A 25,403-nucleotide genomic window follows, 5' to 3' on the forward strand; every position below is an offset into this window, starting at 1 on the left:
GCTTGTAGACGTTTTTTTGAATTTCACAAAAAAATCAGGCAAAAAGGGTTACTTATGTAGTTTTTTTCGATATAATAAATAGTGAACAGTCCAATTTTTGATCTCCCACGTCAAAAAATTGCAAAATCACTGAGGTGTTAACTATGAATAAAAAAACAATGGATGGAAATACCGCTGCAGCCCATATTTCTTATGCTTTTTCTGAAGTAGCAGCCATCTATCCAATTACGCCTAGCTCACCAATGGCTGAATTAGTGGATGCATGGTCAGCAATGGGCAAAAAGAATCTATTTGGAGAACCTGTCAAAGTCATCGAAATGCAATCAGAAGCTGGTGCCGCTGGTGCTGTTCATGGCTCGTTAAAAACAGGTGCCTTAACAAGTACATACACGGCCTCACAAGGTCTTTTATTAATGATTCCTAATATGTATAAGATTGCAGGGGAACTATTGCCAACCGTCTTTCATGTTGCAAGTCGTTCTGTTACAACCAATGCTTTAAATATTTTTGGTGATCAAACCGATGTGATGGCAACACGTCAAACAGGATTTGTGATGTTGGCAGAAAGCGGTGTCCAAGAAGTGATGGATTTGGCTGCTGTAGCTCATTTAGCAAGCATTAAAGGACGATTACCATTCTTAAATTTCTTTGATGGCTTTCGAACCAGTCATGAGCTGCAAAAAATAGAAGTCATTGAATATGATGATTTGAAAAAGTTATTGCCAGAAAAAGAATTGGCTGAATTTCGTCAACGTGGCATGAATCCGAATCATCCAACAGTGAGCGGAATGAACCAAAATCCTGATATTCATTTCCAACAACGCGAAACAATTAATACGTACTATGATGATATTCCAGCAATTATCCAAGAATATATGGGCAAAATCAATGAATTGCGTGGAACAAATTACGATTTAGTCAATTATTATGGTCATCCCGAAGCACAAGAAGTCGTTGTCGTAATGGGTTCAGCGGCCCAAGCGATTGAACAAACGGTTGATTTTCTGAATGAACAAGGACGCAAAGTTGGATTTATCAATATCCATTTATACCGTCCATTTCCAACAGAGAATTTCTTAAGTAAAATCCCCGCAACTGTCCAATCTATCGCGGTGTTAGACCGTACAAAAGAACCTGGGGCAAATGGCGAACCACTATTTTTAGATGTTCAATCAGCGCTTTATGAAGCAGATATTCGTCCAAGTGTCATTGGTGGCCGCTATGGCTTAGGCTCAAAAGATGTGACACCTGCGCAGATCTTAGCTGTTTTTGATGAATTACAAAAACCACGTAAAGAACAAAAAAGAAGATTTACAATTGGTATTACCGATGATGTGACGCATTTATCCTTGCCATTAGGACCAACATTAGATTTAACTCGACCAGGTACTTTCCAAGCAAAATTCTGGGGATTTGGTTCAGATGGTACGGTTGGTGCAAATAAGTCAACGATTAAAATCATTGGCGACAATACCGATAAATTTGTCCAAGGTTACTTTTATTATGATTCCAAAAAATCGGGTGGTTTAACCGTTTCTCATTTAAGATTTGGGGATCAAGAAATTCGCTCCACTTATTTAGTAGAGCATGCTGATTTTATTGCTTGTCATACCCCTGCGTATGTTCATAAATATGAATTAGTTCAAGGCTTGAAAAAAGGTGGCACATTCCTATTAAATACAACATGGTCAGATGAACAATTGCATAAATTCTTGCCGAAACATCTGAAAAAATATTTGGCTGAAAATGATATCCAGTTTTATACCATTAACGCGATGCAATTAGCCCAAGAAATAGGTTTACGTAATCGTATCAACACCATCATGCAGACAGCTTTCTTCAAGTTAACAAATGTCATGGATTTCGATACAGTTGTGAAATTATTAAAAGAACAAGTGCAAAAAATTTACGGCCACAAATCAGCGAAAATAGTGGAACAAAACCATGCAGCAATTGATCAAACCTTAACGCACTTGCATCGTTTTGAAGTACCAAAAGAATGGGCGGACTTAGATCCTACTGAAAAACGTTTGAGTCGTCAAAGTAAGTTTGTTGAAGAAATTGTTGAGCCAGTGAATGCCCAAAAAGGGGATCATATCCCAGTCAGCGCTTTTGTAAATAATGGGATGGTTGCTGGAGATATGCCACTAGGTACTGCCGCGGTTGAAAAACGAGGAATTGCCCTTGAAGTTCCTGAGTGGATAGCTGATCGTTGTACCATGTGTAATGAATGTGCGTTTGTCTGTCCGCATGCAGCAATCCGTCCGTTTTTAGCCGATGAAGAAGAAATGCAAGAAGCACCTGAAGGCTATATCGTTCGTGATATGCGTGGACCTGATGGCTTGAAATATCGCATTCAAGTATCAGTGGAAGACTGTACTGGATGTGGTTTATGTGTGGAAGCATGTCCTGCAAAAGGCAAGGCTCTAAAAATGCGTCCTTACGAAGAAATGAAAGAAGAAGCTATCAATTGGGCCTTTTCAATGACTTTACGCCAAAAAGAAAATCCGGCGAAACCAGGAACCATTTTACACAGTCAATTTAATAAACCTTTACTAGAATTCTCAGGTGCATGTTCAGGATGTGGAGAAACGCCATATGTGAAATTATTGACGCAAATGTTTGGTGACCGAATGATGATTGCCAACGCGACGGGATGTTCTTCCATTTGGGGAGCAGCTGCACCAGTGACGCCTTATACAACTAATGATCAAGGGCAAGGTCCAACTTGGTCAAACTCATTGTTAGAAGATAATGCTGAATTTGGTTATGGTATGATGATTGCCAATACCACTCGACGTGAAGCTTTAGCCAACCAAATGACATCCATGCTAGATAAAGTTTCTCCAGAGCTTAAGGAACTAATGCAAGATTGGACGAAGCATTTAAATACTAGTGAAGGAACCCAACAAAGAGCGAAAAAACTGAAAGCTGCCTTACAAAGTGAAGTCCATCAAGTCCCTGAATTAGCTGAAATTTTAGCGCATGATGATTTATTCGTAAAACCAAGTCAATGGATGATTGGTGGCGATGGCTGGGCCTATGATATTGGATATGGCGGAATTGACCATGTTATTTCTACTGGCGCAGATGTCAATATTTTAGTCTTGGATAATGAAGTGTACTCAAATACCGGTGGTCAAATTTCTAAAGCCACGCCAGCAGCTGCGATTGTTAAATTTGCTGCTAGTGGAAAAAATGCTGCGAAGAAAGATTTAGGTATGATGGCCATGACATATGGTAATGTCTATGTTGCCCAAATCGCTTCTGGAGCTAATGCCATCCAAACCATGCGAGCGTTTGAAGAAGCGGAAAAATTCCCTGGACCATCCGTGATTATCGCCTATACACCATGTATCGTTCATGGCTTGTCAGGTGGCATGCGTCAATCGATCCAAGAAGCAAAAGATGCAGTAAGTTCAGGTTATTGGTCCCTTTATCGATATAACCCAAGCCTTAAAGCGCAAGGTAAAGAGCCAATGAGTCTTGACTTTAAGAAACCTGATTTTTCTAAGATGCCTGATTTCATGCGTACTCAAGTGAGATTTAGAGCGTTAGAAACAGTGCACCCAGAACATGCTACAGCGTTATTTGATAAGACCGTTAATGATGCTAAAACACGCTTTTATAATTATGCTCGTCTAGCTGGTCAAGAAGAAAAAATTCGTCAGCGTTTAGAAGGCAAAAAGGATTCTCCAGTTGAAGATAATAAAGCAACTGTTCGACGGGAAAAGAAAGAGCGTACTGTTGATCCAGAAAGAGAAGCACGTCGCTTACAAAGAAGAGCTGAACGTAAAGCAAGACGTGAAGCCAAAAATGAGGAAAAAAGCGAGTAAACTTTTTTGAAACAGGCGTACTAGTAATTTTATACGATTACTAGTGCGGCTTTTTCATTATTTTAAAAAATAGTAAAAATCTTTATTTTTTTTCATGCGCATTCAAACTTATGATATACTTGAATCAAGAAATAAATGAAAGGAAGTCTGTTTATGTCTTTTCAAAATGGAGATATTTTCCAATTGGATTATTGGAAGCAATTGTTTTCAGAAAACATCTTGTCTTATTCCTTTTTGATTAACATTGTTGATATTATTGTTGTTTGGTATCTGTTATACAAGTTGCTTCAATTAGTCCGTGGAACAAAGGCTATTCAGCTCTTGAAAGGGGTACTAGTTTTTCTAGTTATTCGTTTTGTTGCTGAATTTTTAGGATTACATACACTTTCTTGGTTGATGGACCAGGTAATTACCTATGGGGTGATTGCAGCTGTCGTCATTTTTCAACCAGAAATACGTCGAGGACTTGAGCATCTTGGGCGTACTAAGTTTTTTGCCACAAATAGTGTGAAAGAACGCGAGGAAGAACAGATTATTAAAGCCTTGGATAAAGCCGTTCAATATATGTCCAAACGGAAAATTGGTGCATTAATTACAATCGAACGCAACACAGGTCTAGAAGAATATATTGAAACTGGGATACCTTTAGATGCGGATATCTCAGGAGAACTACTGACGAATATTTTTATTCCAAACACACCTTTACATGATGGTGCGGTAATTATACGCGATGGTAAAGTAGCTGTTGCCTGTGCGTATTTACCTTTGTCAGACAGTATCTTAATCCCTAAAGAATATGGTACAAGACACCGTGCTGCTGTTGGTATTTCTGAGGTAAGTGATGCTGTGACACTAGTTGTCTCAGAAGAAACAGGAGGTGTGAGTATTACCATCAATAATCAGTTAATCCCTGATTTAACGAAAGAAGATTATTTAGCTATCTTAACGAAGGAATTATCTGCAAAAGAACAGGAAAAGAAACGCCGGAATGTACTGAATTTCTTAACTAGCTCAAAAAAATCAGCTAGAAAGAAAGGAGGCAAGTAGATGGAATTGAATGGAAAGAGCAAAATGATAACGGCATTGTTTGCATTGTTGCTAACTTTAATTCTATTTACCAATGCGAATACGCCTAATCAGCAAAAACCAGCCTATAATTATGAAGAGACGGTAAAGCAAGTCCCGATTGTTTTTGAATACAATGAAAAGAAATATTATATTCAAGGATATGAGCCAAATGTTGATGTTAAATTGAGTAGTGCCAATCGTGTGCAACTATTAGCCGAGAGCAATGCAGATACTAGAACATTTAAAGTGGTTGCTGATTTGAATGAGCTATCTCCAGGAACGCATGAAGTGAAATTAAAAGTCGAAAATTTAAAATCTGGTGTGAAAGCTAAGTTAAGTACGAATAAGTCTACTGTAACGATTGAAAAGAAAATTACTAAAGAATTTGCGGTTAAACCGATTCTGGCTGATGAACATCAATTGGATGGAGTGACTTTGATAAGCATCTCTAGTACACCGAAATCTGTCATCGTGACTACCGGTGCACAAACGATGAAAGAAATTGCAATTGTGCAGGCTTTATTTACTTCAAGTAATCCTATCACGCAAAATATCACCAAAACCGTGAAACTTGAAGCATTAAATGCCAAAGGTGAGAAACTTGATGTCACTTTTGATAAGGAAGAAGTAGAGGTCCATTTAGCAGTTAATCGTGTGAATAAACAAGTGAAATTAACACCTAAACAATTTGGTAATTTGCCAAGTGGTGTCAGCGGCTATCAATTCCATTTAAATCCCGAAACAATCATGTTATCATCCAATGGTGGTGATTTAGATAAAATTGATGAGATTACCATTCCAGTGGATATTTCAGGTATTGCTCAGACTACAACAAAGGTTTATAATATACCAGTTGATAGTGCGTTTTATAGTCCGCAAAGCAATGTAACGATACGGATTGAACCAATATATACACAGGTCAATCGTAACCAAAATCTTACTGAGCAAAACACGCAAACAAATGGTGCAGAAAACGCAACGCAAAATTTACCGGAAAAGTCTGAAAGTAGTACACAAAAAGATTCTGACAAACAAGAAACTACACAGACTACCGATGATACAAAAAATGAAAACGAAAAGAAGAATAATGATTAATTTTTAAAGTTTTAAGGAGAATTTTTATGGGTAAATATTTTGGAACAGATGGTGTACGAGGAGAAGCCAATGTTGAATTAACACCTGAATTAGCATTTAAATTAGGACGCTGTGGGGGTTATGTGCTTAGCCAACATGAGCAAGGCAAAAGACGACCAAGAGTTTTAGTGGGCCGTGATACACGTATTTCTGGTCAGTTATTAGAAAGTGCATTAGTGGCAGGATTATTATCTGTTGGAATTGAAGTATTTCAATTAGGGGTGATCACTACTCCGGGTGTTGCTTATCTAACACGAGTGCAAGAAGCCAGTGCAGGGGTAATGATTTCTGCTTCACATAATCCAGCTCAAGATAATGGCATCAAATTTTTTGGAAATGATGGTTTTAAATTGGATGATGCGCAAGAACTTGAAATTGAAGCTTTATTAGATGCACCAGAAGATACTTTACCTCGTCCTTCAGCTCAAGGTTTAGGAACGGTTGAAGAATTTCCTGAAGGTTTGATTCGCTATGCTGGCTTTTTGGCAGATACAATTCCTGGAGATTTATCCGGTTTAACGATTTGTTTAGATGGGGCTAATGGGGCTACTTCGCCGATTGTGAATCGCTTATTTGCTGATTTAGAAGCTGATTTTTATACAATGGGAACTTCACCAGATGGATTAAATATTAATGACGGTGTTGGCTCCACTCATCCTGATAGTTTGGCTAAATTTGTCGTGGAAAAACAAGCAGATGCAGGATTAGCTTTTGATGGTGATGGTGACCGTATTATCGCTGTAGATGAATTAGGTAATATTGTGGATGGTGATAAGATTATGTACATCTGTGCAAAATATCTATCTGAAAAACGTCGTCTAAAAAATGATACAGTTGTTACTACAGTCATGAGTAATTTAGGTTTTAGAAAAGCCATTGAAAATATTGGTTTGAAAGATGTGATTACACAAGTGGGTGACCGTTATGTAGTCGAAGAAATGCGCAAAAATGGTTATAATTTCGGCGGTGAACAATCTGGTCATATGGTCTTTTTAGATTTCAATACAACAGGTGATGGCATGCTATCAGGTATTCAACTGCTAAATATTATGAAGGAAACTGGTAAAAAACTCTCTGAATTAGCAAGTGAAGTAGCCATTTATCCTCAAAAGTTAGTGAATTTACGTGTGACTGATAAGAATAAAGCATTAACTGATCCTGAAGTATTAGCTGTCATTGAAGAAGTTGAAAATGAAATGGGAGATAGTGGTCGCGTCTTGGTTCGCCCATCAGGAACAGAGCCTTTATTACGCATCATGGCAGAAGCGCCAACCGATGAATTAGTAGAAACCTATGTCGATAAAATTGCCCAAGTGGTTAAACAAAGAATTGGTTTATTAGAAGAATAATTTTGAATAACTCTGAAGTGTAGTTCGCTTCAGAGTTTTTTTAAAAGCTATATGGATAAAATTATTGAAGCTTTGCATACATTAGGGGTAGAAGTTGCATATAATAGTCGTAATGATTTAGCCATTAATGGGAAGAAAATTTCAGGAAATGCGCAATGTAATAAAGGGGAATATACCATTCACCATGGTTCGCTTTTATATGATATGGATTTTTCGAAAATGGCAAAGTATCTGAATCCACCAAAATATAAAATCGAATCAAAGGGTATTAAATCGGTGCGCGATCGTACAGGAAATATCAGTGATTGCCTATCTAAAAAATGGGATATTGCGACATTTAGGCAAAAATTAATTAATGAAATATTGAAAAAAGATTACCAGCCTTACCAATTGACTGTAAAAGAAGAACTGATAGTTGAACAGTTGGCCCAAGATAAATTTAGAAGTTGGGATTGGACCTTTGGAAAGAATCCTGCTTTTACGATGGTTAAAGCGAAAAAATTTCCAGCGGGTTTCCTGAAAGTTTCATTAAATATTCAGCATGGTATTATCCAAAATTGTGCATTTCATGGTGATTTCTTCAGTTATGGTGATTTGAATCATTTAGAGCAAGCTTTAGCAAATCAAACCTTTACCTACGAAACTGTCAAACAAATTTTGATTGAACAAAAAGCGAATCAACTCTTTTATCAAATAACCATTGAAGAAATATTAGCTTGTATATTTGAATAGCAAAAAGGCGCAAGTTGTTTTTATTCTTGCGCCTTTTTGTCAATTGTCTTATTCAACAGTGACAGATTTTGCTAAGTTACGAGGTTTATCTACATCATATCCGCGTTGGATAGTTGCGTTATAAGCTAATAACTGTGTAGGTACCACTGAAACTAAGCTAGTTAAGAACGGATGCACAGTAGGTAAGATGATTTGATCCGTAGGTTTAGCTAATTTTTCAGTTACAATCACTAAACTCTTAGCCCCGCGACTTTCAACTTCTTTAATGTTACCTCGTGTATGTGAACCTGTTACTTCTTCGGTAATAATCGCTATTACTGGTGTACCTTCTTCGATTAAAGCAATTGTACCATGTTTTAATTCACCAGCTGCAAAACCTTCAGCTTGCACATAGGAGATTTCTTTTAACTTTAAGGCTGCTTCCATTGCAACATAGTAGTCATTAGAACGTCCGATATAAAAGGCGTTACGTGTTGTTGCTAAAAACTCATCTGCTAAGTCTTTGATATGTTGTTTATCATTGATTAAACTATCCATCGCACTAGCAACAATTGATAATTCGTGGAATACATCAAAATCTTTGGCTGCTTGAAGTTGTTTATATTCGCCGACAGCTTTTGCTAAGATAGCCATGACAGCGATTTGCCCAGTATAAGCTTTTGTTGAAGCCACGGCAATTTCAGGTCCAGCATATAATAATAAAGTATATTTCGCTTCACGAGATAAAGTTGACCCTGCCACGTTGGTAATCGTTAAAGCTGGATGACCTAGTTTATTTGTGGTCACTAAGACTTGACGACTATCCGCTGTTTCACCACTTTGACTTAGGTAAATAAAGAATGGTTTTTCAGATAATAAAGGCATATCATAAGCAAACTCACTAGATAAATGAACTTCAACTGGGATATTGGTTAGTTTTTCAATTAATGTTTTGGCACTCCAACCAGCGTTATTACTTGTACCGCAAGCAACGATATAAATTCGGTCACTTTGCGCAAATTCTTTCACTAGGTTTTCGTCGATGTTTACTTGATGATTTTCACCTTGGTATTCTTGTACAAGACGACGCATAACAGTTGGTTGTTCGTCGATTTCTTTTAACATATAGAAAGGATAAGTTCCTTTTTCAATATCTGTAATATCGACTTGGGTCTTAAAACTATCACGTACTACTTTTTGCCCATCTTGTTTTTCAATTGCTACTGAATCAGCAGTAACAGTAACCATTTCGCCATCTTCAATTTCTACAAAAGTGTCTGTTTGGTCTAAAACAGCTAAAGCATCTGAACAGATTACATTAAAGCCATCGCCTAAACCAATTAATAAGGGACTTTTGTTTTTGGCAACGTAAATGGTTTCGCGGTCATTTTTATCGATTAAACCAAAAGCATAAGATCCTTTAATAATCCCTAAAGCTTTACGGAACGCTTCTTTAGTCGTTAAGTTGTCGTGGTTCTTTAATTCTTCCACTAGATGTACAGCAATTTCTGTATCGGTTTGACCTAAGAAAGTATGCTCACTTAAGTAAGTTTGATGAATTTCTTCAAAGTTTTCGATAACGCCATTGTGTACAAGAACTAATTGACCAGATTGGGAAGTGTGAGGGTGGGCGTTGGCTTCAGTTGGCTCACCATGTGTTGCCCAACGTGTATGACCAATTCCGATATTCCCTGTCACTTCAGGTGTTAGTTTCTCTTCTAAGTTTTTAATACGTCCTGGTGATTTTACAAGATAATCATGAGTTTCATCGCAAACAAATAAGCCGGCTGAATCATAACCACGATATTCTAAGCGATGTAAACCATTTAAGATGACGCGTTCTGCTTGATTTTTTCCTACAATTCCTACAATACCACACATAATTTAGAAACCTACCTTTGATTTTTTTATTTATAATAAATTGGTATAGATGATTTTTGTTTTGTTTAGCTATTAACAAAAGCTAATGCAATCATAACTTAATCGAGAAAATTTGTCAACACTTTTTTAAATGTTGAAATTGGTATAGATGTATGTGAGCTTTATTTTGTCTTATAATCAATCTGTGGTACAATAAGAAAAAACGCTTTAGATAAATAGCGAGAAAGGGGAAAATTGATGAAGACGATACGATTAAGAGATTTAAAAGAACGAATCAATCAATTATCTATCAAATATCAACTGACAGAGGATACACCGATATTTCTAGATACTGGGTGGGATAGTTTGCAAGAAATTGAAGCGGAGTTGATTCAAGTTGAAAGTATAGAACCATTTGAAATCGAGGATATAATCAGTGGTGAAAAATTTTCAGGTTTTAAGCAAGCTGTAGATACTGATCAAAAAGCAGTAATCATCAAACAAGAATTATAGAGGTGACTTATGAATAAAAGAAGATGGATTGCAGTATTAATTGCGATAGGTGTAGCATTGATTAGTTTAACTGGCATTGCAATCAATAGTGTCAATGACAGTCAAGAGGAAGCATTATCAAGTTTATTATCTAGTCAGGAAAGTTTAAAGGAAAGTATTATTACGCCAGGTGATAGTAGTCAAAAAATTGCTAAAATTACCATTGACGGGGTAATCGCTGATACACAAGATAGTAGTATATTTTCAAGTAGCGGCTATAATCATCAACAAACCTTAGAAATGATTAAAAAGATTGATAATGATGATACAGTGAAAGCCGTACTATTAGAAGTGAACTCTCCAGGCGGTGGTGTGTATGAAAGTAGCGAATTAGCAAAAGCCTTACAAAAATTACAAGCGCACCATAAACCAATCTATGTCAATATGAAAAATATGGCAGCAAGTGGCGGTTATTATATCTCAGCTGCGGCAGATAAGATTTATGCCAGTGAAGAGACAGTGACCGGTTCCATCGGGGTAATCATGTCCGGAATGAATTATGCCTCACTTTTAGACAAATTAGGGGTAAAAGATCAAACGTATAAGAGTGGTGCCTTAAAAGATATGGGTTCGTCAACACGTGCCACCACACCTGAAGAAGCAAAAGTCATGCAAGAACATGTCGATCGTGCCTATAGTCGTTTTGTTGATGTGGTAAGTAAAGGGCGTAAAATGGATATCGATACGGTGAAAAAACTAGCAGATGGTCGTATTTATGATGGTTTACAAGCAAAGGAAAATGGCTTGGTCGATGAAATTGGTTTTGAAGAAGATTGCCTAGCTGATTTACAAAATAAATATGATTTAAAAGACGCGCAAGTCATTGAATATACAACCAATACGCCCAATTTCCTTGCTAGTTGGTTAAAACAAGCTAAAACGAATTTACTTAAGCCACAAGCGAGTACGGAAGACGCAGTGAAGGCGATTGTTCAAGCGATTGGTACACCGCAAGCTCCTAAAGCGATGTATTATTATGGAGGGTAGGTGATACGATGCTTTTTAGTCAAACCAAAACCTTGAAAAACGTAGCTACTAACAAGAAACCAAAACATCCAAATCAGTATCCAGCTGACTACTATGCCGGATTTTGGATTCGTTTTTGGGCTTTCTTAGTAGATGTTTTTTTGATTGCTTGTATGAAAGGGTTAATCTTTACTTGGTTGGCACGTTTCAATTTACCAATGGAGAATCCTTATGTCAATTTTATTGGTGGTTCGTGTATCTATCTTGCTTACTTCATTTTGTTAACTAGATACAATGATGGTCAGACGATTGGAAAAATGATCTTTGGCATTAAGGTAGTTAGTTTTACTGAAAAAGAGCTAACTTGGAGTACAATCTTAATTCGTGAAGGGGCAATGCGTTTTATTTTTAGTGTGAATCCCCTTTTCTTGTTAGGGTATCTTGTCTGCGCCTTTACACCGGATAAAACGCATATCGGCGACTTTTTTGCTCAAACCGGTGTCGTTACTTTAAAAATGATTCGGCAACCTAAAAAATATCATTTAGCCAAACAGGTGAAGTATGAACAAACAAATATTTAATCAAGATGAAGCTTTATTTACAGCTTTTGAAGAAGCCAAACAAGCGCGCAACTTCTTACTTGCAGAACAGTTGGCACAAAAGATCTATCAAAAATATCCTTCATTAGATAATCATTATCGGCTAGTTGATTTATATCTCATGCAAGATTTTCAACAAAAAGCCTATGAAGTAGCATTGGAAGAACAAGACAATTATGAACGTTCAGCAAAGTATTTACCTCAATATACACACCTGACCATTATGAATTATGCATTCTTATATGCTCGGCGATTATTGTTACGCAACAATTTTCCAGATGATGCGTTAGATAGTCTGAACAAACAATTAACAAGTGCGGAAGAATTTTATGCAAGTATCTATGTCCATAAATTGCAAGAAAAATATGAGCAATGGCAAGCAGCTTTTACAAATGTTCGACCAATTTTTAATGATGAGTTTCAACTTTTGATTAGTCAATTGCCACTTGCTACTTTTGAAACAATTATCCAAGAGTTATTGCCCAACGCGCAGAATCCATTTCTGATTGCTAAAACATGTGAGCTTATGAATCAACTTGAGCTGTCGATGGATATCTATTTAAAAGATGTATTTACTGAGGAAAATATAAAGATAGCAAGCTCTGCGTTAACAACACCGAATGAACAGCCTTTTATGAAAACATGTGAGCAAATCTTAGCACAAAGCTTGGCCAATGAAGATGCTGCACTGTATGAGATGTTACATGAGCATATGATGCAACAATTGACGTTGACTTATCCGTTTACACCACCTATTTCTGCAAAGGACTATATACGCTTGACCATTCAGCTTTATCAAACAGGGCAGATATCTGAAAAAGAAGATATCGCAACTATCAAGCAATTCCAACTCATTCAGGAAAAATACCAAAAAATCATTCAAAACTTGCTTTAATCTCTAAAAATATTGAAAAAAACACGGAACTAAGATGAAAATGGTTTACAATTTTGCGTGGTTAGTGTAATATTTAAAGGTATGCATGAATCATATTCATCAAAAATGTAAAGATAAAATCGGAGGGAAATATATGACTGCAACATTTGAAAAAACAGCCACTAACGAAGGTGTGCTAACGTTTTCAATTCCTCAAGAAGAAATTCAACAAGGATTAACAATCGCATTTAACAAAGTAAAAGGGAATCTAAATGTACCTGGATTCCGTAAAGGGAAAGTGACTCGTCAAGTATTTAACCGTATGTTTGGTGAAGAAGCGCTTTATGAAGATGCTTTAAATGCTGTTTTACCAAAAGCTTACGATGCTGCTGTGGCTGAAGCTGGTTTAGACGTTGTTGCGCAACCAAAAATCGATGTAAAAAGCATGGAAAAAGGTCAAGATTGGGTAATCACTGCTGAAGTAACAGTAAAACCTGAAGTAAAATTAGGTGAATACAAAAACTTAACAGTTGCTAAACAAGAACGTGAAGTAACTGATGCTGACGTTGAAGAACGTTTAAATCAAAAACGTAATCAACAAGCTGAATTAGTAGTTGTTGAAGAAGCTGCTAAAGAAGGTGACACAGTAGTTATCGACTTTGAAGGATTCAAGGACGGTGTTGCTTTTGAAGGCGGAAAAGGTGAAAACTACTCACTTGAATTAGGTTCAGGTTCATTCATTCCTAGTTTTGAAGATCAATTAGTTGGTGCTAAAGCTGGTGATGATGTGGAAGTGAAAGTAACATTCCCTGAAGATTACCAAGCTGTAGATTTAGCTGGTCAAGAAGCTATCTTCAAAGTAAAAGTACACGAAGTTAAAGAAAAAGAATTACCAGAATTAGATGACGAATTTGCTAAAGATGTCGACGATGAAGTTGAAACTTTAGACGAATTAAAAGCTAAAATCCGTGAAGAATTAACTGCAACTAAAGCAAGCCAAGCGCAAGAAGCTGTTCATGATGAAGCTTTACGTAAAGCTGTTGAAAATGCAGAAGTGGTTGAGTTACCACACGTTATGGTTCATGATGAAGTACATCGTGCAATGGATGAATTCTTAAACAATATGCAACGTCAAGGAATCTCTCCAGAAATGTACTATCAATTAACTAACTCTACTGAAGCTGACCTTCACAAACAATTCGAACAAGATGCTGAATTACGTGTGAAAACAAATCTTGTAATCGAAGCAATCGTGAAAGCTGAAAACTTAGAAGCTACAGAAGAAGAAATTGAAAAAGAAATTGCTGAATTAGCAGAAACTTACAATATGCCTGTAGATCAAGTAAAACGTTTATTAACTACTGATATGCTTTCACACGATATTACTATGAAGAAAGCTATTGATTTAGTAACTTCTACAGCTGTTGAAGCTTAATCATAAGACTCGTTAGGCGGAAAATACGGTAAGAGGGTTTATCAGTATTTTTCCGCCTTCTTCATGTAAATTTTAAGATTTATTTAAAACAGGTTTCTTTCATTCGCTTTTTTAAGTATATCAAGCATAATAGGATTATCTTTATTATTTGGGGGATCAAATGGTACAATCAGTTATCGATACGTTAAAACATGTCTTAAGTCCGGAAATCATTATCTTTATTATCTCGCTTTTACCGATTTTAGAATTACGTGGGGGCTTAATTGCAGCCTCATTACTTGGTGTTCCTTGGTTAAAAGCAAGTATAATTTGTGTAATCGCTAATTTTATTCCTATTCCTTTTATCATTTTATTTATTGAAAAGATTTTAGATTATCTTTCAGTAAAAGGTCCGATTAAAAAGTTTGCCAAAGCGATTACTGAAAAAGGACGACGTAAAGGAAAAGAGTTAACCGAAAAATATCCAAATAGTGTGTTGTTAGGGATTTACTTATTTGTTGCGATTCCTCTGCCAGGTACAGGTGCATGGACAGGTGCATTAATTGCTGCACTTTTAGGTTTATCTCCTAAAAAATGTATACTACCTATTGGCCTAGGAATTATAACGGCTTGCTGTATTATGCTTAGTCTAACTTATCTATTGCCAGGAGTGTTTGGATTCTAATTTAAATATCGATAAATGGCTAAATGCTTTGAAATATAAGTACTCTTACTTTTTATTTCAAAGCATTTATGATAATATTTTTATATAGCCATTTAATGCTACATAGTTTTTTAAAGGGGTGTTGTTAATCCATGAGTGATAACCAACATAGTCACGATACGGTTCGGTGTTCTTTTTGTGGAAAATCACAAGATGAAGTACGCAAAATTGTAGCTGGACCAGGAGTATATATATGTAACGAATGTGTCGAATTATGTAAAGAAATTATCGACGAAGATTTTTATGAAGAAGTAGTACGCGAATTTACAGATGTACCTAAACCAAAGGAAATCTTGGAAGTATTAAATGAGTATGTTGTGGGTCAAGATTTTGCCAAACGTGCTTTATCAGTTGCTGTATACAATCATTATAAACGAATCAATGCGATGGAAAGCTATGATGATGAAGTGGAATTACAAAAGAGCAATATCTGTTTAATCGGCCCAACTGGATCAGGTAAGACTTTCTTAGCGCAAACTTTAGCACGTACCATCGATGTGCCATTTGCTATTGCTGATGCGACAAGTCTAACAGAAGCTGGATATGTCGGTGAAGATGTTGAAAATATCCTGCTAAAATTATTACAAGCAGCAGATTTTAATGTTGAGCGTGCCCAACGTGGGATTATCTATATTGATGAAATTGATAAAATTGCCAGAAAGAGCGAAAATGTCTCAATTACCCGTGATGTTTCTGGTGAAGGGGTACAACAGGCCTTGCTTAAAATTTTAGAAGGGACAGTTGCTTCTGTTCCTCCTCAAGGTGGTCGTAAACATCCTCATCAGGAAATGATTCAAATTGATACGACAAATATTTTGTTCATCGTTGGTGGTGCTTTTGATGGCATTGAAACAATAGTCAAAAATCGAATGGGTGAAAAGACGATTGGATTTGGTACTTCAAACAAGAAATTCAATGAAAATGAAAGTATCATGCAACATATTATTCCAGAAGATTTGCTAAAATTCGGTTTGATTCCTGAATTTATCGGACGTTTACCAGTCATGACAGCATTGGAAAAACTTACGGTGGATGATTTGGTTCGTATCTTAACTGAGCCAAAAAATGCCTTAGTGAAGCAATATCAAAAATTACTTGCACTAGATCATACAGAATTAGAATTCGAACACGAAGCGCTAGAAGCCATTGCCAAAAAAGCGATTGAACGTAATACTGGCGCACGTGGCTTACGTTCGATTATTGAAGGCATTATGCTTGATGTCATGTTTGAGATTCCTTCTGATGATACGATTGAAAAAGTGATTATCACCAAAGAAGCTGCTCTAGAAGAAGGAAAACCAAAGATCATTTATTCCAAACAAAAAGCTGGATAAATGTGCAATATGAGGTTGGCAAGACTGTCAGCCTCTATTTTTTAGAGATGTAATTTAGAAAGGGATGAAGTGATGAAAGTTCATTCAGCTGAAATTGTTATTAGTGCAGTGGCGCCCAAACAATATCCGGATACCAACCTACCAGAAATCGCTTTGGCAGGACGTTCCAATGTGGGAAAGAGTTCATTTATTAATACGCTAATTGACCGCAAAAACTTAGCAAGAACGTCCTCTAAACCAGGGAAAACCCAGACACTTAATTTTTATTTGATTGAAAATTGCTTGCATTTTGTCGATGTACCAGGCTATGGGTATGCAAAAGTTTCAAAAACTGAACGTGCAAAATGGGGAAAAATGATCGAAACCTACTTAACACAACGAGAACAGTTAAGAGCGGTGGTATCATTAATCGATATGCGTCATGAACCGACACAAGATGATATTCAAATGTATCAATTTTTGAAGTATTATGAAATTCCAGTTATCGTGGTTGCGACAAAGGCCGATAAAATTCCTCGTGGTAAATGGAATAAACACGAAAGCATGATTAAAAAAGCACTGGAATTTGAAAAAGAGGATACCTTTATTGTTTTCTCATCAGTGACGAAACAAGGAAAAGAAGAAGCTTGGCAGGCTATCGAAGCATTAAGCGGTTTAAGTGAATAAGTATCTAAGAGTGTGGATCTATCCATGCTCTTTTTTATTCGTCTCGATTTTCTTTCCCAATCACGCTTTTCGTTGCATTTTAAACGGTTTATGGTTTAATTTATTCAACGAAAGAATAAGGGGTAGATCGTATGGACAAACAAACAGAGTTACATAGAATACAACAAGAATTTACAGATTTAGCGGATTTACTTGCGGCTATTGGGGATGAAATACGTCAAGAGCTGATTTAAGCAATGTTTGAATTTCCTTGTGAGCAAGAAGTTGGTGCAATTACCGAAAAAACACATTTAAGTCGCCTACCGTATCAAATATTTAAAACGAGGAAGCCAATCCAATTTAGGCTTCCTCGTTTCGTTTATTTGTCTGCTTTTTCTTTTTTCTCAGTTTTAGGTTTAGGATTTAAAAAGCGTTCGATATCGACTTCTTCTTTCTTTTCTTTAAAATCATTTGGAAAAACAATAAATTCTTCTAACTTCTTTTCTAAAAAATCATCTTTTTGAAATTTTAAGCCCATTTTCCTCACCTCGACTCATTTCCTTTATTGTATCAAACCTTTTTGCAAAGTGCATCATTTTTTCCATAAAATAATACGTAAAATCAAGGCATAAATTAGACAAAGAACAAGACAGATGCCGATAATCACTAACCAAGCATACGGTGAATTCTTAATCGGTAAAGTCACATTCATTCCAAAAAATCCAGTAACGGTAGCACTAATCGCTAAAAAGATGGAGAGCACAGTTAAAACGGACATATGATCATTTAAATTATTATTCAAAATATTATCATACGTACTATATAATTGTTGGATGATTTCGGAATTTAATTGTGTCATACTGGATAGCTGTTTGGCCTCGATTAAGGAATCAACATATTGTTCGCGTTCAATCTTATCAAATTGTTTATAGATGATTTGTCCTTTGATTTGCTCTAGTAAAATCGTATTTTGATTCGTTGCGGCGACAAGATAAATCATACCAGTCGCAATATCAGAAAGTGTTAATAAATCAGATTTGGTAATCTTTTCGCGTAATTTACGACTGACCTCTTCTTGTTTTTTATCTAAAGCTTCAATATATGGAAAGTATGATTCAGAAATTAAAAATAATCCGACAAATAAAAATTTTACCACGCTTATTTGATTATTATAGGCTAAATATTTTTTCATCAAATCAATAATATACGCATTATCATCATTATAAATGGTAAATAATTGCTGTTTCTTCGCGATAAATGTAATAGGAATAGTTTCATAGTGATTTTCTTCTTTGGTGCGTTTCAAAACATTATAAATAATCGTGAAAGTATCTGTATCCGTTTGATATTCGGTATGTGCACGTTCATAGCGGTCAAGAGCATAGGTGATTGTTTCCTCATCTAAGCCTAGCGTTTGATAATCGGTAGTATCATTGGTTAAAAAATCAGCGTGCAAGATAATCCAATGATAGTTTTTTCCAAATTCTATTGTTTCAATCATGATTGTCACCTCGCGTTTAAAAAATTCCTACATTAATTTAGCACGAGAAAGCTACTTTGACAACTAATCATAAAAATTTTTATTATTTATTTGACGGAAATCGAAGTAAAAATGCTTGATTTTGAAAGAAGTCTATCTTAAAACCGCTTCCAATATGATTATTTTTGGAGTTTTTTGCTCGTTTATGATTGATTTATTGATATGAGTATGATACTATACATTCGTGGGAGGTGAGTGTAAATGCTTACAGATGAACGCCAACAAAGGATTCTATCCACTTTGGAAGAAAATGACATCATCACTATTGCTGAATTAATTGAACCTTTAGAAGCCTCTGAGTCAACAATTCGTCGTGATTTACAACATTTGGAGAATCAAGGACTATTAATTCGGGTACATGGTGGGGCTAAGAAGAAGCAACAATTAAACTTCGAAGCCAACATGATGGAAAAAGAAGCAAAGTTCCATGATGAGAAGTTAGCGATTGGACGTTATGCTGCGAATTTGATCAAACCAAAAGATGTCATTTACTTGGATGCTGGCACTTCTACAATGGCGATGATCCCATTTATTGAGCCAGATTTAGGGATTAAAGTCGTTGCGAATTCAGTTAAGCATGCAGCCTTGTTAGTTGAAAAAAATATCGAAACAGTTATTTTAGGTGGCACGATAAAATTATCAACCAATGCCATCACAGGTTTCTCTACAGCAACTCAGTTACAGCAATTTCGTTTTAATAAAGCTTTCATGGGGATGAATGGGGCGCATCTAGAAAATGGCTTTACGACACCCGATCCAGAAGAAGCGATAATTAAGAAACTTGCAATTGCGCAAAGTCAGATGTCTTTTGTTTTACTTGATGGTTCAAAATTTCAGCAAACAGCTTTTACGCATGTTGCAGATTTAACGCAAGCAGAAATTATTACAAGTAAAGCACCAAAAGAAATCATCAAAAAAATGCAATTGCAAACAAGAATTACGGAGGTTTCATCATGATTTACACAATGACTTTAAATCCATCCATTGACTATATTGTACGAGTTGATTCACTTGAAATTGGTAGTGTGAACCGTATGACAAGTGATGATAAATTTCCCGGTGGTAAAGGGATTAATGTTTCGCGTATTTTAAAGCGTATTGATGCACAAAGTACAGCATTAGGTTTCTTAGGTGGATTTACTGGTAAATTTATCGAGGATTGCTTGAATGAAGAAGAGATTTCGACAAATTTCACAACTATTCAATCAGACACTCGAATCAACATTAAATTGAAGGCAGGTGAAGAAACTGAAATTAATGGTCAAGGTCCTGTTTTAACTGATGAAGAAATTAGCGAGTTAAAAGCCTCTTTATCTAAGGTGGGCAAAGGGGATATTGTTGTTTTAGCTGGTAGTTTACCTGCAGGATTATCACAAGGATTTTATCAAGAACTTATTGAAATTATTAAAGATAAAGAAGCTGATTTCGTCATTGATACGACAGGTGCAGACCTTTTAGCCGCACTTCCTAAAAAACCATTATTAGTGAAGCCAAACAATCATGAATTAGCTGAATTATACAATACAACATTCAGCGGATTGGATGACATCATTACTTATGGTAAGAAAATGTTAGCTGATGGTGCCCAAAACGTAATTATTTCAATGGCTGGCGATGGTGCTTTATTATTTACCCAACAAGGCGTCTATCAAACCAATGTCTTAAAACGTGAATTGAAAAACTCTGTAGGTGCAGGAGATTCAATGATTGCAGGTTTTATTGGCGAATATTCTAAAACGCAAGATCCCGTTGAAAGTTTCAAATGGGGCGTTGCATGCGGAAGTGCTACGGCTTTTTCAGATGATTTAGCAACCGGTGAATTTATTCAAGAATTATTGCCAGAAGTAAATATTACAAAACTATAATCTATAAAAATCTAGGAGGATTAAAATGAAAATTACGGATTTATTGATTAAAGACGCAATGATCATGGATTTAAAAGCAACTACGAAACAGGCTGCGATTGATGAAATGGTCGAAAAATTATACCAAGTTGGCCGTATCTCTGATGTTAAAACTTTTAAAGATGGTATCTTAGCTCGTGAAGCCCAAACATCTACGGGTCTAGGTGATGGAATTGCAATGCCTCATGCCAAAAATGCAGCGGTTAAGGAAGCAACGGTATTGTTTGCTAAAAGCCAAGCAGGTGTGGATTATGAAGCATTAGATGGTCAACCAACTTATCTATTCTTTATGATTGCGGCACCAGATGGAGCAAATGATACTCACTTACAAGCGTTAGCCGCACTTTCACGTAAGTTAGTCGATGCTGATTTTGTTGCAAGCTTAAAACAAGCCTCTACACCTGATGAAGTACGTGCTTTATTTGCTGAAGAATCAGAAGAAAAACATGAAGAAAAAGTAAGCGAAGATCGTCCATTTATCGTCGCGGTAACAGCTTGTCCTACAGGTATCGCTCATACATACATGGCAGAAGATAAATTAAAACAAACTGCTGAAAAAATGGGTGTTGATATCAAAGTTGAAACAAATGGTGCTTCAGGGGTTGCAAACCGTTTGACTGCTGATGAGATTGCTCGTGCGAAAGGGGTAATTATTGCAGCTGATAAATCAGTAGAAATGCCTCGTTTTGCTGGTAAACGTGTTTTAAGCCGTCCAGTAGCTGATGGAATCAAAAAATCAGAAGAATTAATTCAAATTATTTTAGATGAAAAAGCTGAAGTTTATCAATCAAACGGTGAAGGTGCCGTTGAAACTGCAAGTGATTCAAAACAAGGCTTAGGTGCTGCGTTTTATAAACACTTAATGGCCGGTGTATCACAAATGCTTCCGTTCGTTATCGGTGGCGGTATCATGATTGCGATTGCCTTCTTACTTGATAACATCATGGGTGTGCCAAAAGATCAATTAAGTAATTTAGGTACTTATCATGAAATTTCCTCTCTATTTAAAAATATTGGGGGCGTGGCATTTGGTTTCATGCTACCAATCTTAGCTGGATATATCGCATTTTCTATTGCTGAAAAACCAGGTTTAGTCGCAGGTTTCGTTGCTGGTTCAATCGCTTCAAGTGGTTTAGCTTGGGGTAAAGTACCATTTGCTGCTGGTGGTGAAAAAACTTTAGCTCTAGCAGGTGTGCCTTCTGGATTCTTAGGTGCATTAGTCGGTGGTTTCTTAGCTGGTGGTGTAATCTTAGTCTTGAGAAAACTATTAGCAGGTCTACCTCGTTCACTTGATGGTATCAAATCAATTCTTTTATATCCATTATTTGGTGTATGTATCACTGGATTCTTGATGCTATTCGTAAACATTCCAATGGCTGCTATCAACACAGGCTTAAATAACTTCCTTGAAGGTTTATCTGGTAGTTCAGCTGTCTTGATGGGACTTGTCTTAGGTGGTATGATGGCTATCGATATGGGTGGTCCTTTCAACAAAGCGGCTTATGTCTTTGGTACTGGTACCTTAGCTGCTTCTGTGGCTACAGGTGGTTCAGTAATTATGGCGGCTGTTATGGCTGGTGGTATGGTTCCTCCAATTGCCGTATTTATCGCAACATTATTATTTAAAGACAAATTTACAAAACAAGAACGAGAAGCTGGTTTATCAAATATCGTTATGGGTCTTTCATTCATTACAGAAGGTGCTATTCCATTTGCGGCTGCTGACCCAATTCGCGCGATTCCAAGTTTCATGGCAGGTTCTGCAGTTGCGGGTGCTTTAGTTGGTTTAACTGGTATTAAATTAATGGCCCCACACGGTGGTATCTTCGTAATCTTGTTAGTATCTAAACCATTATTATACTTAGCCTTTATCTTAATCGGTGCAATCGTTTCAGGTTTACTATTCGGTGCATTGAAAAAGAAAGTCGACTAATTTACGTTTAGCCAAAAAATAATATATATTTCACCTTATGCCTAGCCTTTCCCTGCGCTAGGCATTTTTTATTGACTGGTTTAGGTTTAGATGATAATTTAAAGATAACAAAAATTAGGAGATGGAAAATGAAATTAATTGATAAAAAGGTTGTTGGGTTGCAAGTGTTTTTATTTTTGTGTATGGGAAGTTTTGAAATTTTAACACCTTATGCAGAAGGTGTGATTATTAACCAATTCATTCATAAAGAGGCCAGCTTATAAGTGAAGTCCATTGCGGCATTAGCGATTCTTTTTTAGCGCAGATGACTGTTTCTTTCTTTCATTCAAAGATGGATTATTTTAATCAGATTCTAGATTTAATCAAAAAATATGAACGGTTACTCAACGACAAAATAAAATCCCATTAATGTCCGGACATCGGATTTTGATATTGTTTTGACGAGATTACTTTTAGATAGTATGTTTTGTATAGTTATTATCCCAGCCCGCGGAAAATTCGTGGGCTTTTTTTGGTGTTCGCATTTAATAGAACGTGTATTCGTGGTATAATGAAAAAGATTGAAACTAAATGAAAAGGATGTTGTCAATGTCAGTAAATAGCCCGTTACTTAATGGAATGAATCCACGTCAGAGCCAAGCCGTGACGACTACTCAAGGCCCACTATTATTAATGGCTGGTGCAGGAAGTGGGAAGACACGGGTGTTGACTCATCGCGTGGCTTATTTAATTGAAGAATGTTACGTAAATCCTTGGAATATTTTAGCGATTACCTTTACCAATAAGGCCGCACGTGAAATGAAAGAACGTATTCATCAGTTATTAGGAGATGTAGCTGAAAGTGTTTGGATTTCAACATTCCACTCGATGTGTGTACGTATTTTACGCCGAGAAGTTGAAACGATTGGCTATTCGCGTAATTTTACGATTTTAGATAGTTCAGAACAGCTTGCCTTGATGAAGCGGATTGTTAAAGAGTTAAACCTAGATCCGAAAAAACATGAGCCGCGTGGGATTATCGCAGCGATTAGTAACGCGAAAAATGCCATGCAAACAGCAGATGATTACGCAAGTTTAGCTGGGACCGATTATTTCAAACAGACGGTGGCCAAATGTTATGCCCGCTATCAAGATGTATTGCGTGAAAATCAATGTATGGACTTTGATGATTTAATTATGAATACCATTGAGTTATTCCGTCAATCACCAGATACGCTACGTCACTATCAAAATAAATTCCAATATATTCATGTCGATGAGTATCAAGATACCAACCATGCACAATATTTATTGGTGAATATGTTGGCGCGTGGCTTTCAAAATATTTGTGTCGTTGGGGATGCAGACCAAAGTATTTATGGTTGGCGTGGGGCCGATATGCAAAATATTTTGGATTTTGAAAAAGATTACCCTGATGCCCAAGTGATACTACTGGAACAAAATTATCGCTCAACAAAAAATATTCTAAAAGCGGCTAATCAAGTTATCGAAAACAATGTAAACCGCAAGAAGAAAAACTTATGGACCGAAAATGAAACTGGTGAGAAAATCCAATATTACCGTGGTGATAATGAACGTCATGAAGCTCAGTTTATCGTCAAAGAAATCAATGACCATATCCAAAGGCAAGGGAAAAACTATGGCGATTTTGCGATTTTATATCGAACCAATGCACAGTCACGTGTGGTCGAAGAAATGTTATTGAAATCAAGTATTCCTTATAAAATGGTTGGCGGTCAAAAATTCTATGAGCGTAAAGAAATTCGTGATATTTTAGCTTACTTAGCGATGATTGCTAACCCACAAGATTCGATTAGCTTTGCACGTGTGGTTAATGTGCCAAAACGAGGGATTGGTGCGACATCAGTGGAAAAATTTCGAGACTTTGCGCAATTACATGGGATGTCGATGCTAGAGGCTTGCGAAAGTGTGGCTTTATCCAATGTTTCAGGAAAAGCTGCCAAAGAATTAGCTAAGTTTGGGGAAATGATGGATGGCTTTGCGAAGATGCAATCGTACTTATCGATTACCGAACTCACGGAAGAAATTTTAGCGAAAACTGGTTATCTAGAAGCTTTGAAAAATGAAAACACGATTGAAGCCAATGCCAGAATTGACAACTTAAATGAATTCTTAACCGTAACACAAGCCTTTGATCAACAATTTGCGCAGTCACCAGAATACGAAAATGTAGAAGATGATGAAAAATTAAGTTTATTCTTAAATGATTTGGCTTTAGTGTCTGATATTGATAGTTTAGAAGAAGAGACAAGTCAAGTGACACTCATGACACTTCATGCAGCAAAAGGATTGGAATTTCCGATTGTCTTTTTAGTGGGAATGGAAGAAGGGTTATTCCCGTTATTGCGTGCCAATGATGATGAAGCAGACATGGAAGAAGAACGTCGCTTAGCCTATGTAGGAATTACCCGAGCTGAAGAAGAGTTGTATATTACCAATGCAATTTCACGAACGATTTATGGTCGTACCCAATTTAATCGACCTTCACGCTTTGTCGATGAGATTGAGGAAGGATTACTTGAGCCAATTGGTACTTATGCCAAACGTCAATTACAATCAGGTGACGAGTTTAAAGCCTCCTTTGGCCAAGGAATGTCGGCTGCTGATTTTATGAAGAGTCGTCAAAACCAAAGTAGTGCCAAATCAAGCAGTACTTATGGTAATCGTACTTATGGTCAAACGCAAAATCGTCCTAGTTACCAAAAACCACAGTACCAAACAATTGCGAAAAAGACCTTCCCCAATACGGCTACACCAAAAGCCAATGTTTCTTGGCAAGCTGGTGATAAAGTCAATCATAAAAAATGGGGAGTTGGAACTGTGGTGAAGGTACATGAAAATAATGGGGATTATGAATTAGATATTGCCTTTACTGGTCAAGGAATTAAACGACTTTTAGCTAGTTTTGCCCCAATTGAAAAAATATAAGAATGGAAGAA

The 25,403-nt window shown here is 36.6% G+C and carries 21 protein-coding genes; 18 read left to right on the plus strand and 3 right to left on the minus strand.

Features of this window, described 5'->3' with window-relative positions; all coding sequences use genetic code 11:
• Positions 1–143 precede the first annotated feature (143 nt).
• The 5 genes from nifJ to I567_RS09280 all read left to right on the plus strand — a co-directional run bounded on the left by nifJ (position 144) and on the right by I567_RS09280 (position 8,119).
• Positions 144–3,836: a pyruvate:ferredoxin (flavodoxin) oxidoreductase gene (gene nifJ / locus I567_RS09260; protein ID WP_016251961.1), complete on the plus strand. Its 3,693-nt coding sequence runs from the start codon at positions 144–146 to the stop codon at positions 3,834–3,836.
• Positions 3,837–3,989: 153 nt separating this feature from the next.
• Complete coding sequence (gene cdaA / locus I567_RS09265; RefSeq protein ID WP_016251962.1) at positions 3,990–4,883, plus strand: diadenylate cyclase CdaA; 894 nt, start codon at positions 3,990–3,992, stop codon at positions 4,881–4,883.
• The gene (locus I567_RS09270; protein WP_016251963.1) at positions 4,884–5,999 is read left to right on the plus strand and encodes a CdaR family protein; all 1,116 of its coding nucleotides are present in this window, start codon (positions 4,884–4,886) and stop codon (positions 5,997–5,999) included.
• A 26-nt stretch (positions 6,000–6,025) separates the two neighbouring features.
• Positions 6,026–7,387 (plus strand): phosphoglucosamine mutase, encoded by a 1,362-nt coding sequence (gene glmM / locus I567_RS09275; RefSeq protein ID WP_016251964.1) that lies wholly within the window; start codon positions 6,026–6,028, stop codon positions 7,385–7,387.
• A 12-nt stretch (positions 7,388–7,399) separates the two neighbouring features.
• Positions 7,400–8,119, plus strand: coding sequence for a lipoate--protein ligase (locus tag I567_RS09280; protein WP_407644017.1), 720 nt, complete (start codon positions 7,400–7,402; stop codon positions 8,117–8,119).
• A gap of 48 nt (positions 8,120–8,167) precedes the next feature.
• Here the strand turns inward: I567_RS09280 and glmS are convergent, their stop codons facing one another.
• On the minus strand, positions 8,168–9,979 hold the full coding sequence (glmS, locus tag I567_RS09285; RefSeq protein ID WP_016251966.1) for a glutamine--fructose-6-phosphate transaminase (isomerizing): 1,812 nt from the start codon (positions 9,977–9,979) through the stop codon (positions 8,168–8,170).
• 237 nt (positions 9,980–10,216) lie between these two features.
• Here glmS and I567_RS09290 point away from each other — a divergent pair, with 237 nt between their 5' ends.
• The 8 genes from I567_RS09290 (at position 10,217) to yihA (ending at position 17,087) form a co-directional block, all read left to right on the plus strand.
• On the plus strand, positions 10,217–10,471 hold the full coding sequence (locus I567_RS09290) for a hypothetical protein (RefSeq protein WP_016251967.1): 255 nt from the start codon (positions 10,217–10,219) through the stop codon (positions 10,469–10,471).
• A gap of 9 nt (positions 10,472–10,480) precedes the next feature.
• Entirely contained in the window at positions 10,481–11,497 is a 1,017-nt protein-coding gene (gene sppA, locus I567_RS09295; protein WP_016251968.1) for a signal peptide peptidase SppA, read from the plus strand.
• Positions 11,498–11,505: 8 nt separating this feature from the next.
• A complete protein-coding gene (locus tag I567_RS09300) occupies positions 11,506–12,057 on the plus strand; it encodes an RDD family protein (protein WP_016251969.1) in 552 nt (183 codons plus the stop codon).
• Positions 12,038–12,970, plus strand: coding sequence for a hypothetical protein (locus tag I567_RS09305; protein ID WP_016251970.1), 933 nt, complete (start codon positions 12,038–12,040; stop codon positions 12,968–12,970). Before I567_RS09300 ends, I567_RS09305 begins: the two co-directional genes overlap by 20 nt.
• A 133-nt stretch (positions 12,971–13,103) precedes the next feature.
• A complete protein-coding gene (gene tig / locus I567_RS09310) occupies positions 13,104–14,384 on the plus strand; it encodes a trigger factor (protein WP_016251971.1) in 1,281 nt (426 codons plus the stop codon).
• Between the two features lie 160 nt (positions 14,385–14,544).
• Positions 14,545–15,048, plus strand: a complete 504-nt coding sequence (locus I567_RS09315) for a COG2426 family protein (protein ID WP_016251972.1) — start codon at positions 14,545–14,547, stop codon at positions 15,046–15,048.
• 131 nt (positions 15,049–15,179) lie between these two features.
• Positions 15,180–16,421, plus strand: coding sequence for an ATP-dependent Clp protease ATP-binding subunit ClpX (clpX, locus tag I567_RS09320; RefSeq protein WP_016251973.1), 1,242 nt, complete (start codon positions 15,180–15,182; stop codon positions 16,419–16,421).
• A gap of 72 nt (positions 16,422–16,493) precedes the next feature.
• Positions 16,494–17,087, plus strand: coding sequence for a ribosome biogenesis GTP-binding protein YihA/YsxC (gene yihA / locus I567_RS09325; protein ID WP_016251974.1), 594 nt, complete (start codon positions 16,494–16,496; stop codon positions 17,085–17,087).
• A 358-nt stretch (positions 17,088–17,445) separates the two neighbouring features.
• Here yihA and I567_RS12790 read toward each other — a convergent pair whose 3' ends face one another.
• A complete protein-coding gene (locus I567_RS12790) occupies positions 17,446–17,604 on the minus strand; it encodes an SPJ_0845 family protein (protein WP_016251976.1) in 159 nt (52 codons plus the stop codon).
• A gap of 54 nt (positions 17,605–17,658) precedes the next feature.
• Positions 17,659–18,567, minus strand: a complete 909-nt coding sequence (locus I567_RS09330; RefSeq protein ID WP_016251977.1) for a magnesium transporter CorA family protein — start codon at positions 18,565–18,567, stop codon at positions 17,659–17,661.
• Positions 18,568–18,807: 240 nt separating this feature from the next.
• On the opposite strand from I567_RS09330, the gene I567_RS09335 reads away from it, so the two are divergent.
• The 5 genes from I567_RS09335 (at position 18,808) to pcrA (ending at position 25,392) form a co-directional block, all read left to right on the plus strand.
• Complete coding sequence (locus I567_RS09335) at positions 18,808–19,563, plus strand: DeoR/GlpR family DNA-binding transcription regulator (protein WP_016251978.1); 756 nt, start codon at positions 18,808–18,810, stop codon at positions 19,561–19,563.
• Complete coding sequence (pfkB, locus tag I567_RS09340) at positions 19,560–20,471, plus strand: 1-phosphofructokinase (RefSeq protein ID WP_016251979.1); 912 nt, start codon at positions 19,560–19,562, stop codon at positions 20,469–20,471. Before I567_RS09335 ends, pfkB begins: the two co-directional genes overlap by 4 nt.
• Before the next feature lie 25 nt (positions 20,472–20,496).
• Positions 20,497–22,443 (plus strand): PTS fructose transporter subunit IIABC, encoded by a 1,947-nt coding sequence (locus tag I567_RS09345; protein WP_016251980.1) that lies wholly within the window; start codon positions 20,497–20,499, stop codon positions 22,441–22,443.
• A gap of 128 nt (positions 22,444–22,571) precedes the next feature.
• A complete protein-coding gene (locus I567_RS13050; RefSeq protein ID WP_016251981.1) occupies positions 22,572–22,706 on the plus strand; it encodes a hypothetical protein in 135 nt (44 codons plus the stop codon).
• A 325-nt stretch (positions 22,707–23,031) separates the two neighbouring features.
• The gene (pcrA, locus tag I567_RS09350) at positions 23,032–25,392 is read left to right on the plus strand and encodes a DNA helicase PcrA (RefSeq protein ID WP_016251982.1); all 2,361 of its coding nucleotides are present in this window, start codon (positions 23,032–23,034) and stop codon (positions 25,390–25,392) included.
• Positions 25,393–25,403: the final 11 nt, after the last annotated feature.

It is taken from the genome of Enterococcus cecorum DSM 20682 = ATCC 43198 (genome assembly GCF_000407565.1).
In the GTDB taxonomy this organism is placed as follows: Bacteria; Bacillota; Bacilli; order Lactobacillales; family Enterococcaceae; genus Enterococcus_E; species Enterococcus_E cecorum.

Excerpts from the sequence above, each read along its gene's own strand:
- nifJ (WP_016251961.1), top strand. The coding sequence starts at position 144 with ATGAATAAAAAAACAATGGATGGAAATACCGCTGCAGCCCATATTTCT.
- cdaA (WP_016251962.1), top strand. The coding sequence starts at position 3,990 with ATGTCTTTTCAAAATGGAGATATTTTCCAATTGGATTATTGGAAGCAA.
- I567_RS09270 (WP_016251963.1), top strand. The coding sequence starts at position 4,884 with ATGGAATTGAATGGAAAGAGCAAAATGATAACGGCATTGTTTGCATTG.
- glmM (WP_016251964.1), top strand. The coding sequence starts at position 6,026 with ATGGGTAAATATTTTGGAACAGATGGTGTACGAGGAGAAGCCAATGTT.
- glmS (WP_016251966.1), bottom strand. The coding sequence starts at position 9,979 with ATGTGTGGTATTGTAGGAATTGTAGGAAAAAATCAAGCAGAACGCGTC.
- I567_RS09290 (WP_016251967.1), top strand. The coding sequence starts at position 10,217 with ATGAAGACGATACGATTAAGAGATTTAAAAGAACGAATCAATCAATTA.
- sppA (WP_016251968.1), top strand. The coding sequence starts at position 10,481 with ATGAATAAAAGAAGATGGATTGCAGTATTAATTGCGATAGGTGTAGCA.
- I567_RS09300 (WP_016251969.1), top strand. The coding sequence starts at position 11,506 with ATGCTTTTTAGTCAAACCAAAACCTTGAAAAACGTAGCTACTAACAAG.
- I567_RS09305 (WP_016251970.1), top strand. The coding sequence starts at position 12,038 with ATGAACAAACAAATATTTAATCAAGATGAAGCTTTATTTACAGCTTTT.
- tig (WP_016251971.1), top strand. The coding sequence starts at position 13,104 with ATGACTGCAACATTTGAAAAAACAGCCACTAACGAAGGTGTGCTAACG.
- I567_RS09315 (WP_016251972.1), top strand. The coding sequence starts at position 14,545 with ATGGTACAATCAGTTATCGATACGTTAAAACATGTCTTAAGTCCGGAA.
- clpX (WP_016251973.1), top strand. The coding sequence starts at position 15,180 with ATGAGTGATAACCAACATAGTCACGATACGGTTCGGTGTTCTTTTTGT.
- yihA (WP_016251974.1), top strand. The coding sequence starts at position 16,494 with ATGAAAGTTCATTCAGCTGAAATTGTTATTAGTGCAGTGGCGCCCAAA.
- I567_RS12790 (WP_016251976.1), bottom strand. The coding sequence starts at position 17,604 with ATGGGCTTAAAATTTCAAAAAGATGATTTTTTAGAAAAGAAGTTAGAA.
- I567_RS09330 (WP_016251977.1), bottom strand. The coding sequence starts at position 18,567 with ATGATTGAAACAATAGAATTTGGAAAAAACTATCATTGGATTATCTTG.
- I567_RS09335 (WP_016251978.1), top strand. The coding sequence starts at position 18,808 with ATGCTTACAGATGAACGCCAACAAAGGATTCTATCCACTTTGGAAGAA.
- pfkB (WP_016251979.1), top strand. The coding sequence starts at position 19,560 with ATGATTTACACAATGACTTTAAATCCATCCATTGACTATATTGTACGA.
- I567_RS09345 (WP_016251980.1), top strand. The coding sequence starts at position 20,497 with ATGAAAATTACGGATTTATTGATTAAAGACGCAATGATCATGGATTTA.
- I567_RS13050 (WP_016251981.1), top strand. The coding sequence starts at position 22,572 with ATGAAATTAATTGATAAAAAGGTTGTTGGGTTGCAAGTGTTTTTATTT.
- pcrA (WP_016251982.1), top strand. The coding sequence starts at position 23,032 with ATGTCAGTAAATAGCCCGTTACTTAATGGAATGAATCCACGTCAGAGC.